The organism is Limihaloglobus sulfuriphilus (assembly GCF_001999965.1).
Lineage (GTDB): Bacteria > Planctomycetota > Phycisphaerae > Sedimentisphaerales > Sedimentisphaeraceae > Limihaloglobus > Limihaloglobus sulfuriphilus.
Window position 1 is genome coordinate 3311877 of record NZ_CP019646.1, and the last position, 12182, is coordinate 3324058.

Here is a 12182-nt window from a genome sequence, read left to right on the forward strand (position 1 = left end):
CGATGTTTCTGGCCTTTGAGGGGTGTTTTGATTCTGGATTTGGCTTTGGTACAGACCTGCCCTATTGCATAGGTGAATTTCTATGCGATAATTTGGGTATGTATTTGAAAAAGCACAGGCGTAAAAAGAACGGTAAATGCAACACCTATTACAGTATTGCTGAGAAGCGGAAGGTCTCCGGTAATCGGCATGTGGAGAAGGTGGTTCTTTACCTTGGTGAGATCAGCGGCTCTCAAAAGAAGGCCTGGCAGAGATCAATTGAGATAATCAACGAAGATAACAAACCTGTACACAAAACCCTTTTTGCTTTTGATCAGGACAACCAGAGCTGTCACGATGTTGATACGATACCGGTTAACATCTCAAAGATGAGACTGGAACGACCGCGTAGGTTTGGCGATTGCTGGCTGGCTTCTGAGATGTGGGATCAGCTTGGTTTTGACCGCTTCTGGTCAGAGCGGATTGATACAGACAGATCGCCGGTCGCATTCTCAAAAGTCCTCAAGTTGCTTACGGTGAGCAGGCTGATAAAACCTTCTGCCGAATACTTTGTCCATCAGCACTGGTTCAGCCAGAGTGCTATGGACGCCATCCTTGATTGTGATTTTGAGATTGCCGAGAAAAACAGGCTCTACCGTTGTCTTGACCGTATCCTTCCATACAAAGACGAACTTTGCAAATACCTTAAAGACACCTGGCAAGGAATGTTCAACCTTGAGTACGACATCCTGCTCTATGATATCACCAGCACGTATTTCGAGGGGCTATGCAAGCAGAATCCCAAGTCAGAATTCGGCCACAGCAAAGACAGACGCAGTGATTGCAGACAGGTGCTGATAGCCCTTGTTGTTACGCCGGAGGGCTTTCCTCTTGACTACGAAGTACTTCAGGGAAATACATCTGAAAAGACGACATTAAGACCCCTGCTCAACAAGATAGAAACAATGTACGGCAAGGCCAACAGGGTCTGGCTGATGGACAGGGGCATACCAACGGAAGCTACGCTCAAGTTCATGCGTAAGAACAATATAAGCTATCTTGTTGGCACACCCCGCAGACAGCTCGATGATTATAGCAGTGAACTTTCTGAAAAGGACTGGGAGCAGGTAAACAGCAGTGTTCATGTGAAATACATCGAAAAAGAGGGCGAATGCTATGTCCTTGCCAGGAGCAGGGATCGTATGCAAAAGGAGAGGGCCATGCGTAAAAGAAAACTGCGTAAATATCTTGACGGACTTGAAAAACTCAAGGGATATCGCAATTATGAACGTTTTTATAAACGCCTTGGGGCTTTGCAATCGCAGGCCGGTAACGCTTATAGATGTATGGAGCTCGATATTCCGGGGCAAAAGGAGCGGATTGAAGCCGGCGAATTCAGGTATCACATAAACCGGCAGAAATACCGTGATATGATCTATCGTGACGGCAAGTACTTTTTGCGGACCAATCAGAAGGGCAAGGATGGTAAGGCACTCTGGAATGAGTATATGCTGCAGTGCAACGTTGAGCAGTCTTTCAGAGAACTCAAGAGTGATCTTGGCATTCGCCCTGTATATCACCATAAAGAAGAGCGTGTTGATGCCCATATCTTTGTGGCGTTTATAAGTTATTGCCTGCAGGTGACATTGCGGCATAAGCTGCGGGTGAGTGCCTGCGGCCTGACCGCACAGGCTGCCCTGGAAACGATGAGCCGTATCCAGATGCTTGATGTGACATTTGAAACACTTGACGGTCGGTACCTCTTGATGGAGAGGTACACCGAGCCCGAGGCAGATCAGCGTCTGATACTGCACCACCTGAACATGGATCTGCCGCTGCAGAAGCCACCCAAAATATACAGCAGCCAGGTCAAAGATTAAGACCCCCTTTGGCGACACACCAACGCCGCGGGCGCTACCATAAACCCTGTTTTACACCCCTAAGTGAGAAATTGGGGTTAGCGTCTTGCTCTGCCCGAACCTGGTCTATCTGTGCCTGCATTGAAGCGATAGCCTCCTTTATTTCTCTATCATCAAGTTTGGCAAGGAGTTGTCCGGCTTTGACGGTATCGTCTTCTTCGACAAAAACAGCTTCCGTAGTTGTTACCAGACGGGCCGAGACCGTTGCGGTCTGGATCGGCTCAACAATAGCAAGATAATCCATTATCTGCTCCCAGGTACCGGTGTGTGAGGTGGATGTATGCACTGCAAGCGGGCTGATTTTGTACTGGCCGGCAGCGGCTAATGAGGCCTTCTTGCGGTGAACCAGCCGTATCGCAGCAAAGATCACCGCGGCAAGAACTATAACAGCTAAAAGTATTCTCAGTATATGTTTAAATTGAGTCTTCACTTGTGTTCCTTTTCTGTAAACTATTGTTACATTGTTTATTTGATTGCCTTGAGGAATAGCGGCCATGCACTTTTGGCGTGCCTTTGAACGTCGAAATCTCCTTCGCTGAGATGCCATAAAATCATAGGCGGCTGAATGAGGCCCAGAAACAGCATCGCCGCCGCGTCGATATCTACTGATTTGGCAATATGGCCGCCGGCCTGTGCCTGTTTGAGCAAAGCCGCAACTTCTTTAAGATAAGAGCTTATCATCTTGCAGATACGGGTTTTACGTTCGAGGTTGTCGGCGTGGAAGTCCTGTGAGAAGATTACAACAGGAATGCCGCGGTTCTCGCTGATCAGACGAATATGCCTTAAAAAAAGCTGATGCAGCCGCTCGAGCGGATCGTCAGTCTGCTCGCAAACGGCAGCGACATTGGCAAGCAGCTTGCTTTCTATACGTTCGTCGATTAGGGTTAAAATGTCATCCTTTTTTTTGACATGCCGGTATAACGCAGAGGGTACAAGTCCAATGCGCAAAGCGACTTCCGCGACGCTGAGCTGTTTAAGCCCGCCTGTTGAGACGATATCCAGAGCCGCCTGTGCGATCTGTTCTCTACGTATTTTGGTTTTAAGTTTTTTCGCTGCCATAGCACCTCTATTTATGTGAATGTGTATTCACATTCTAACTGAATGTTCAGGTGTGTCAAAAAAATTTTAAAAATTTTATTTTTTCTTGTTGACTTGTTGTTGCGTATGTGGTAGATTTTAATATGAAGATAGAAGTGAAGAAGAATGCAAGCCTAACAAGCACCATTTTTCAACACTCAATAAAAGTAATAATTGCTCTTTTAAATACTGAATATTGAGTCAGAAGAAAAATAAGAAGATGTGACTAAGAAAGAAGTGAGCCCCAGAAAACTCCCTTTAAACAGCCGCGAAAGATTTGCGCCTGGAGTTTTGGTTTTCACCGTTATAAGTTAAACATCCGTGAAGCGGGTTTTTCAACTATTAGTTATTCGTTCTTAGTCATTAGTTTATAAAAGACCATCAACAATCTCTTTCTCCCTTTTCCCTAATTTTTCAGAAGAGTACACCGAAGACCTGAACTGTTTGAGGTTTTCCCGAACTCATCAGACAGAGCCGGCTCTGGGCCGCGGGTCTTCAGGTGTCTCCTGAACCTTATTAAGAATTAGGAATTAAGAATTAGGAATTAGGAAGAAGAGAATTGGACAAAATAATATATTAAAAAGTTAATAAGATAGACCATAACTATTAGTTTTTCACTATTAGTTATTAGTTTAATAAGACCACTAACACAACTTCTTTCTCCTTTCACAAGGAAAGTCCAGTGAGGTCTTGAGGGCCCAAATTCAAGACCTCCTGACTTTCTTTAAACTACAAAGGACAAAGCAGAGTTGATTTGTGATACATTTTACAAGTAAATATCGAAGAATAAGAAGAAGTCGAAGAAAAAGCAGCGTTTTTGAGTCCCGAAGAAGCTCATAGACGCAGGTAGCAAGATATTTCAGCCGCAAGGCTGAAGTGAGTAACTGTTAGTTTTATTTAACAGTTATTAGTTAATACGACCACTAACACAACTTCTTTCTCCTTTCACAAGGAAAGTCCAGCGGGGTCTTGAGGGCCCAAAATTCAAGACCTCCGGACTTTCTTTAAATGAACAGACCCAACAGCGCAAGATAAGCGCGCATATATAAGTATCTGTTCAGAAGTGCAAAGGCGGCGTGAAGTTCGTGGATAACATGATTTCCGGCGTAACAGCCGGACGGAGTGTGGTACAGGTCCGTGTGCCCGGGGAGGTTATTGAGCCGGGCACACGGGTCATCCTTATAAACTAATAACTAATAGTGAAAAACTAATAGTTGTGGACGCGGCTGACGCCGCGATTTAAACAACTATCCGCCGCAGGCGGATTCATCAACTATTAGTTATTAGTTAATAGTTTTTCACTTAATTCAGAACGACTTCTTTCTCCAATCTTCAGACCTGGGGCATGGTGCGTTGATGTTTAGCGGCATTGGCAGCCCGGCCCGATACCAAAGGAAAAGAGCCGGCAGGCTCGTGTTAAGTGAGCCTGCCGTTTTTCCCTTTAATATGGCCAGGTCGATGAGTCGTTACCAGTTGAAGATATGGAGAGAGGATAAGTTATATATATGGTTTGAAGAAAAAACGAGAAATGAAGTTAAATTTACGAAAGGTATGATTGGAACGAAGAAGTTAGAACAAAATACCCAGGCTTAGCCGGGATCACAAGGTTGGAGAGCCTTAGCGGTCCCTGATGAGCTGCTGACAATTGAATATGTAATGCGTATTACCGGATGAGCGGCCTTAGAAGAAGCTAAATACAAGGCCGTGGTTAGTCTGGGGGTGCGTATCCTGTATCTGAAATGCGGTATATGTATATACCGATTCGGAGCGGGAGCTGATTACACGCGGCGAAGGTGCGGCGGTGGAGCGTATCAGTGCGGACATATAGACATGGCCGCCTCGGATACCTGCACAGAGAGTGTGTGCGGAAGCATACACAGAGGCGCCGATGTTGTATGCGTAGAGAGACGCATGTTCCGATGTTCTTCGGGGCGTCTCTACTATTGCCTATTGCCTAATGCCTATTGCCTGTAACAAAGTACAGCTTCTTTCTCCAATTTCTCAGACCAGAAAAATGAAAGCATGGGGTCTCCTCGCGGGCGGCCACCTGCCGCGGAGCCCCTTTACGCTTTCATTTACAGATTCTGGTTATGTTAGATATTGGCAGAGAGTTAATGATAAAGATATGGCTTCTGCGGACGGTGGATAGACCGCCGTCCGCGGCAGAGCCGGCTTTATCGCAGAGCGTGTAACGGCAAAGAAGTGTAAATTTAAAATATTGGTCGAGAAATTGTTAATTACGGAGAATTATTAACGAAGCAGAACAAGATACGAGTAAAGCTCAATCGGTCCTGTATTATCAGGGCTCACAATTGAATAATTAAAAGCTGTTCGGCGCAGAGTTTTCCTGTGTTGCAGAGCGGGATTTTAACGCCGCATATTTGATGCCGCGATCCGTGCTGCAGGCTGGGATATTGAAACCTGCCCGCCGGGTTTTCCGCGGCTGCTTATCCGCCGCGTAAAAGAGATCCGTCCGCGGCGAAGTCTAAGCATCTCTGAGAGATGCCCCGAAGATTCCGCGCAAGAAGACAGCTTATAAGAAACGAACGACTTCTTTCTTCGATTTCAGGATACAGGCCTCGGGGGTAGTAGCACGGGCCAACGCGAAGCCCCCGGACCTCCTGATTCTAATTAAGAATTAGGAATTAGGAATTAAGAATCAGGCGGTGCCCGGCAAAACTATTGCCTGATGCCTGAAATACAGAAGAAAGGTTAAAGATATAATATTTACAAGTTAATAATGAAGTACTTAGAGAATTACGAATTAGGAATTAGAACAGCCGTGAGCGAAGCGAACGCCGCAATTCTTAATTCTGCATTCCTAATTCCTGATTATAAGAAAACGTCCGTAAACCGTTTTTCTTCAACTTTTTTAAACAGACATTACCGGGGCCTGCCGGTTTGGCTCGCCCCGATAAAAGTCTGTCCGAGGTTTTGGAAGACGGAATAACTAATAAGATTTTAAGTTGTATCCTGCAGGATAGTCTTGCGGGTCTTACATGAAGAAGAACGTATTAAGTAAAGTGAGGAAAGTATCATGAAGAAGACAGTTTTTACCTTAGCCCTTGCAGCGGTATTTATCGCAGCATCCCCGGCAGCGGTTGTCGATTTCGGCAATGTCAGCGACTGGGAGAGCAGCACCTTTACCCTTGGCGGCCTTGAGTTCGGCAGCTTTACCGTCCTCTCAAGCGCAACCGGCGGCGGCTCGGAAGTAGATGCTTCCGGCGTAGCGATCAAAGGTGAAGTTGACGGCGACAAAGTACGCCTCTACTTCAGCGGCGGCTGGACGGCAGACCAGGGTGAGACCGTGGATACGCTGATAAACTTTGATGTTACATCATTGTCAGCCCCCATAGTCGGCAATACCCTGAGACTGGACGCTTACGGCGTAACCGGCACAGGCAGAGCCCTTATCACAGAAAATTCAATAGATGATATGGACAATATAATCGCCAACAAGCTGGTTTACAGCCGTCCCTCTGGCGTACAGAACAGAGACACAGCCGACTACAGCCCCGGCCAGATGCATGTAGAGATAACCAAGAATGTATTTGTCGGCGGCGGCACCGACGGCCTTGCCCACATAAGCGGCTTCAGCCAGAGCTTTGTGGTTCCCGAGCCTGTAACGCTTGCAATGCTTGCCCTTGGCGGTCTGGTAATACGCCGCAGACGCTAAGAGTACTTCTAAAAAAATGATCCGCGGGGCGGGTCAGTAAATACCTGCCCCGCATAATCCTGACACGACTTAAACAGTTCTTTAATACAACTTTAAAAAATGTTATCCGGCTGATGAAAGGCCGGTCAAGTAGAAGAAAGCTCTTTAGAAACTTTATAACGGAATGCAGGTATGATGTTCCCAACGGCAAAATAAGAACGTTGTGCGGCATATCCGTTAAGCAAGTGCGGCTGTTTACCCTGCATAAGGCTTAAAAGAAAGGATTCACGTTCCCGTTAGAGGCATTGCGTTGCCGGAAAGATATGGGAGCGTCAGATGTAAGCCCAAAAGAGTGTGTTGCTCGGGCTTTCATCAGTAAAAGGGCCTTGCCGCCTGTGCGGGCGGTGGGTACAGAACAGTAAAGCAAAAGAAGACTCACCCGCGGTGTATGTGCAAAAGATTCCGCGTCTGAGTCAAAAACAAAAAGAAGAAGAAACAATCAGAAACAAAAGGAAGATTACCATGAAGAAGACACTTATCACATTAGCAGCAGTATTAATCGCAGTATCCGCAGTATCAGCAATCCCTGTAAAAACGGCAGCCCTCTCCTCGGCAGGCAATATCGACCTGTTCGCGGACGATACAATGATTGAGCTTAAAGACCCTGAGATGGGCGAGCTCTATCAGGTTGACGAGAGTGCGGTTATCTCCGGCGTTCTTACGAATAACTGCCTGTACTGGGCACTTGGCCTCGAGGTTGAAGGTTCAGAGATGCCGGTAGCAGTATCGACCGAAGGCTATGAAGCCTCAGGCGGACTTGAATTTGTCCTTGAAGGCTTTATGCCGGCGTCAGGCGTAGAAGTAAACGCAGCGAGTTCATCATATATCTCTCTGAGCGACAGCGGCAGCTGGTTCCGTCCTTTAGCGGCCCGCACCGTGTTTGAAGGTCTTGGCCTCTCTGGAGCAGGCATCGTGAATGTTTACGGCTACACCGACAACGGCAGTGCCTACCTTGGCAGCTTCGAAGTAGTTCCGGAACCCTCAATGCTTGCACTGTTTGGAATCGGCGGACTGATCCTTAGCCGCCGCCGCAAGGCATAAGCAGAATAACAAAAGGCCGCGAGAGCCTTTTAAGATAAAACCACGGCCCGCCGGGGAGCCGAAAATCCCCGGCCTCTGTTTTAGAGAGTAGAGAGTGGAAAGTAGAAGGCGGAGAGCAGAAGAATTGAGATTGCAGATTTAGAGATTATCAGCCTGGAAGAAGACCTTTTACAAAAGAAGAAAAACGTAAACGAGCAAAATACCAATCGGTAACAAAAATCGATAAGATTGTCTTCTTCTTCAAATAGAAAGCCCCCGACGCACACGGGGGCTTTTTTTGAAAGTAAAAAGACTTCTTGATATTTCTATTAGAAAGAATATAATAAATACAGTTGTTAATTTAGAACCCAGTTAATTTTAATTATAAATCGGAGATAAAAATATGTCTTGTAATATAGCTATTGCCGGTGTAACCGGAGCAGTAGGCCAGGAATTTTTGAGAATCCTTGAAGAGCGTGATTTTCCTTTCAGCTCTGTTAAAATGCTTGCCAGCGCGCGTTCGCACGGCAAGAAACTGACCTTTAAGGGCAGAGAATATACAGTAGAAGAAATGACTGACAAAAGTTTTGACGGCGTGGATATAGCGTTGTTTTCAGCGGGAGGCAGCCGCAGCCGCGAATTCGCCGACGCTGTTAAGAAAGCCGGCGCGGTCATGGTTGACAATTCCTCTGCGTTCCGTATGGACCCCGACACCCCTCTGGTTGTACCAGAGGTCAACCCCGAGGCCATAAAAGATCACAAAGGTATTATAGCAAACCCGAACTGTTCAACAATCATTGCGCTTGTTCCGATATGGCCTCTGCACAATGCCAATCCCGTAAAACGTATGGTGGTAAGCACATACCAGGCCGCCAGCGGCGCCGGCCAGGCGGCAATGGACGAGCTTGCTCTTCAGTCAAAGGATATCCTTGCCGGCCGCGAGGCCAGGTGCGAGGCGTTCCCGTATCAGATAGCGTTTAATTTGTTCTGCCATAACTCAGACCTCAAGCCCAACGGGTATAATGAGGAGGAAATGAAGATGGTTAACGAGACACGCAAGATATTCAGCTGTCCGGATATAGCTATAACCTGCACCTGTGTGCGGGTTCCGGTAATGCGGGCGCACAGCGAGAGCATAAATCTCGAGTTTGACTCGCCCATCACAGCCGACGAGGTTCGTGAGCTGTTGAGCACTGCTCCGGGAGTTACAGTTCTCGATGACCGTGAAAATAACCGTTTCCCGATGCCAATAGATGCTGACGGCAAAGACGATGTTTATGTAGGTCATATCCGCCAGGATGAGTCCATCCCTGATAACCGCGGCATAAATCTATGGGTTTGCGGCGATCAGATACGAAAGGGCGCGGCACTCAACGCTGTTCAGATCGCAGAGAGGCTTGTTTAGGCGTTAGCTCAATAATCCGCAAGCAGGAACAGCGCGTGTCTGAGAGTATTTTCAGTCATCAGTGTTTGATTTATGGCAGAGCTGAATATCAAACTTACCGTTGCCTATGATGGGACGGCCTATCATGGCTGGGCGAACCAGCCGGGTCTCAAGACGATACACGGCACTCTTGTGGAGTGTTTTAGCAGACTTTTCGGGCGTAAAGTCGGAATCTGCGGAGCCAGCCGCACAGATGCCGGAGTTCACGCTCTGGGGCAGACGGCAAATATATGCATTGATACGCCGATACCGGTGGCAAATATGCAGTCTGCCATGAATTCCTATCTGCCCAAAGATATAGCGGTTACTTCTGTTGAAGTTGCGCCCCGGGGGTTTGATCCTATCAACCACGCGACGGGTAAACATTACCGATATACGCTCAATACCGCTAAGGTAAGGCCTGTACATTCAATAAACTACTGCTGGCATTACCCTTATACGCTTGATACGGATAAGATGGACAGAGCCGGCCGGCTTATGAGATGTACTCATGATTTCAGGACTTTTGCCTCGGCAAAGGATCACCGCAGAGATTCTATCCGCACTCTTTCACGTGTTGATGTCAGGCGTGAGGGTGATTGGATATATATTGACGTGGAGGGCAACCGTTTTATGTACAACATGGTTCGCAATATTGCCGGCACACTGGTGGATATAGGTAGGGGCAGATGGGTGCCGGAGGATATAACCGAAATGCTTGAAGCCCGTGACAGGCGATGTGCCGGCCAGCTGGCTCCGCCGCAGGGGCTTTGTCTGGTCAAGGTCTATTACTGATTTGCGGGCGATGCTTTTGCAGGGAGTTTGTTTTTAATAAACTTTGTTGCATTTTTAATTATCTATATTATAATAATATACTGAAGTAATTTATAAAAGAACAGGCTTAAATCATTCCTGGAGAAGACAGACGGGATGACAGTACACACAATTAATGATGCTGATTTTATCAAGTTTTTATCTCCGCACGTTCGGAGTCTTATAAACATATCGCGTTACCTTGCCAACCACAGCGAACCGCGTACAATTATTACCAGGCCGCTGCTGATGAAGTTTCTTGCCCAGGCTACAAAAGCCGAAGAGCTTCTAGATATGTACGGGGCAAGCCGCAACCGCAACTGGAGTGAATTCCGCATGCTCGTGGCTACTATCAAACGTTTTTCGGATGTCAGCTATGAGCTTATTCATATCCGCAAATCTCTGCCCCATTACCGTCTTTTGACAGGGGTAGAGGAGTTCGGCAGGGCAACAGATGACATAATTCGTTTTACCGGCCGGGTTTTGACAAACGCCGCCAAGGCTCTTGCTGAGTATTCAGATGCTTTGGGTTTCACGATTTCTCCGCGCCAGTACCGGGATGAAGATTATTACGAAAATCTTATAATAGGCCGTCTGGCGAAAAACTTTGAAAACCTTAAGAATGCTGATGTTGCTAAAGAAGTGGCACTCCTTTCAACGAAATTTCTGGGCCTTGCGGCCAACTTTGACCTTCGGAATATAATAGAGGCTCAAAGCCCCAAGGATTATGATTCGTATATGTACAGCCCAATCAGCGAGGAGAACTTTCTTTTTCTCGAGCAGAGCTTTCACCGGCTCCAGTCGCTCTACGACACGCGTGTCTCGAGGACAAACACCGAGAACGAAGACAAGGACTTGATTGTTCTCCGCGGCCATATCAGTGTTGTAATGCATATTCTCAGAGTTGCCAGCAGTTTAACTCACTTTTACGAGCGTCATCTCGGTACGCAGAGATCACTTCTTGCCCCGACGGGCGATTCGCTTGTAACATCGATAACTCTGCTTTTATACATAAATTCATACAGCGTCTATTATCTCAAGCATTTTGTTCTCAGCGCCCGTCTTCTTTGCCAGGAAATGCTCAGGAGATACGCACAAGACACAGAGATAGAACTTCCGATACCTGTTTTCAGGGGTTTTCATGTTCGTCCGACGGTTCTTGTATCGGCCATAGTTAAGCACTACGGCAGTAAAGTTACAGCCGAGTACGACGGTGTGGAATACGATCCTGAGACGCCGCTTTCGATGTTTTCTCTCAACGAGTTTGTAAACCAGAAAAAGCGTGATCATATCAGCCATATAATCAATGACCTTGAAGAGGTCAATAAGGTTTATAAGGATGGTGAGCTGGAGAATAAATGCAGGGATATGCTTTATCAGCTCTATTCCGAGAATAAAATAGTTATTTATTCTCAGCCGCTCCAGCTGTCAAAAATGCTCAGTGACGACTTAACACTGCGGCAGAACCTGACAGAAGAGATCAAACGCCAGATGCAGATTGGCTGTCTTGATGTGGTAAAAGAGTACAAGGTAAAGTTTAAGGGCGACCAGCGTGTTCTCGATGATATAAAACTGCTTGCTGAGTGCGGTTATGGAGAGGATCCGATGGGGCACAATATACCGCTGCCTGACCGTTTGAGATATCTGAGGAGGTAATCGGGCAGATGGCTGTTGAAATAGAAGCTAAAGTAGCGGTTGAGGGGTTTGACTCACTCATTAAGACTCTCAAAAAGGTGGGCGGCGTCAATAAAGGTAAGATATTCATAAAGGATTATTACTTTGATTCTGCCGGCATCTTAACAGAAAATGATTCATGCCTTCGGCTTAGAACCGAGAGCGAATACCCGTCTAAAAGGTTAATTCAATATGTTTTGTGTTACAAGGGAGCCAAGCTCGGCGGAGAATATAAGAGCCGCCGGGAAATTGAAACTTCTGTAGGTTCAGCTGAAAACACCGCCGCGATACTTGACAGACTCGGCTGGAAGGAATCACTGGTAATAGAGAAAATCCGCGATCAATGGTATTTCGAAGATACCCTGATCTGCCTTGACACCCTTGGTTTGATAGGGCAGTACGTCGAGATAGAGGGCCGCAGCGAGGAATCCGTGACAAGGGTTAAGAAGATTCTCGGCCTTGGCAGCTCAGAATGCGAAAAACGCAGTTATGCCGAGCTGATCACGCTTGAGCTGAAATCCCGCTCATCAGATATACACCGGCTGGATTCGGAATAAATAGC

General features: G+C 46.8%; 10 protein-coding genes. 7 read left to right on the plus strand and 3 right to left on the minus strand.

Annotation, left to right across the window (positions count from 1 at the left end; translation table 11 throughout):
* Positions 1–2 precede the first annotated feature (2 nt).
* Complete coding sequence (locus tag SMSP2_RS12770) at positions 3–1859, plus strand: IS1634 family transposase (protein WP_146682781.1); 1857 nt, start codon at positions 3–5, stop codon at positions 1857–1859.
* 34 nt (positions 1860–1893) lie between these two features.
* Here the strand turns inward: SMSP2_RS12770 and SMSP2_RS12775 are convergent, their stop codons facing one another.
* The 3 genes from SMSP2_RS12775 to SMSP2_RS14910 all read right to left on the minus strand — a co-directional run bounded on the left by SMSP2_RS12775 (position 1894) and on the right by SMSP2_RS14910 (position 4799).
* A complete protein-coding gene (locus tag SMSP2_RS12775; protein WP_186804718.1) occupies positions 1894–2328 on the minus strand; it encodes an efflux RND transporter periplasmic adaptor subunit in 435 nt (144 codons plus the stop codon).
* Positions 2329–2363: 35 nt separating this feature from the next.
* Positions 2364–2957, minus strand: coding sequence for a TetR/AcrR family transcriptional regulator (locus tag SMSP2_RS12780; protein ID WP_146684428.1), 594 nt, complete (start codon positions 2955–2957; stop codon positions 2364–2366).
* Between the two features lie 1698 nt (positions 2958–4655).
* Positions 4656–4799: a hypothetical protein gene (locus SMSP2_RS14910; RefSeq protein ID WP_186804719.1), complete on the minus strand. Its 144-nt coding sequence runs from the start codon at positions 4797–4799 to the stop codon at positions 4656–4658.
* Between the two features lie 1213 nt (positions 4800–6012).
* Here SMSP2_RS14910 and SMSP2_RS12785 point away from each other — a divergent pair.
* From SMSP2_RS12785 to cyaB, 6 genes are all read left to right on the plus strand, one after another.
* Complete coding sequence (locus tag SMSP2_RS12785) at positions 6013–6651, plus strand: PEP-CTERM sorting domain-containing protein (protein ID WP_146684429.1); 639 nt, start codon at positions 6013–6015, stop codon at positions 6649–6651.
* Between the two features lie 501 nt (positions 6652–7152).
* Complete coding sequence (locus SMSP2_RS12790) at positions 7153–7731, plus strand: PEP-CTERM sorting domain-containing protein (RefSeq protein WP_146684430.1); 579 nt, start codon at positions 7153–7155, stop codon at positions 7729–7731.
* A gap of 382 nt (positions 7732–8113) precedes the next feature.
* A complete protein-coding gene (locus tag SMSP2_RS12795) occupies positions 8114–9115 on the plus strand; it encodes an aspartate-semialdehyde dehydrogenase (RefSeq protein ID WP_146684431.1) in 1002 nt (333 codons plus the stop codon).
* Between the two features lie 72 nt (positions 9116–9187).
* Positions 9188–9928, plus strand: a complete 741-nt coding sequence (gene truA, locus SMSP2_RS12800) for a tRNA pseudouridine(38-40) synthase TruA (RefSeq protein WP_146684432.1) — start codon at positions 9188–9190, stop codon at positions 9926–9928.
* 135 nt (positions 9929–10063) lie between these two features.
* Complete coding sequence (locus tag SMSP2_RS12805) at positions 10064–11602, plus strand: hypothetical protein (protein WP_146684433.1); 1539 nt, start codon at positions 10064–10066, stop codon at positions 11600–11602.
* Positions 11603–11610: 8 nt separating this feature from the next.
* Positions 11611–12177 carry a class IV adenylate cyclase gene (gene cyaB / locus SMSP2_RS12810; protein ID WP_146684434.1) on the plus strand — a complete coding sequence of 189 codons (567 nt, stop codon included), beginning with the start codon at positions 11611–11613 and terminating at the stop codon, positions 12175–12177.
* Positions 12178–12182: the final 5 nt, after the last annotated feature.

Coding starts and splice junctions, on each gene's coding strand:
- SMSP2_RS12805 (WP_146684433.1), top strand. CDS start 10,064: ATGACAGTACACACAATTAATGATGCTGATTTTATCAAGTTTTTATCT.
- SMSP2_RS12770 (WP_146682781.1), top strand. CDS start 3: ATGTTTCTGGCCTTTGAGGGGTGTTTTGATTCTGGATTTGGCTTTGGT.
- SMSP2_RS14910 (WP_186804719.1), bottom strand. CDS start 4,799: ATGTCCGCACTGATACGCTCCACCGCCGCACCTTCGCCGCGTGTAATC.
- cyaB (WP_146684434.1), top strand. CDS start 11,611: ATGGCTGTTGAAATAGAAGCTAAAGTAGCGGTTGAGGGGTTTGACTCA.
- truA (WP_146684432.1), top strand. CDS start 9,188: ATGGCAGAGCTGAATATCAAACTTACCGTTGCCTATGATGGGACGGCC.
- SMSP2_RS12790 (WP_146684430.1), top strand. CDS start 7,153: ATGAAGAAGACACTTATCACATTAGCAGCAGTATTAATCGCAGTATCC.
- SMSP2_RS12785 (WP_146684429.1), top strand. CDS start 6,013: ATGAAGAAGACAGTTTTTACCTTAGCCCTTGCAGCGGTATTTATCGCA.
- SMSP2_RS12795 (WP_146684431.1), top strand. CDS start 8,114: ATGTCTTGTAATATAGCTATTGCCGGTGTAACCGGAGCAGTAGGCCAG.
- SMSP2_RS12780 (WP_146684428.1), bottom strand. CDS start 2,957: ATGGCAGCGAAAAAACTTAAAACCAAAATACGTAGAGAACAGATCGCA.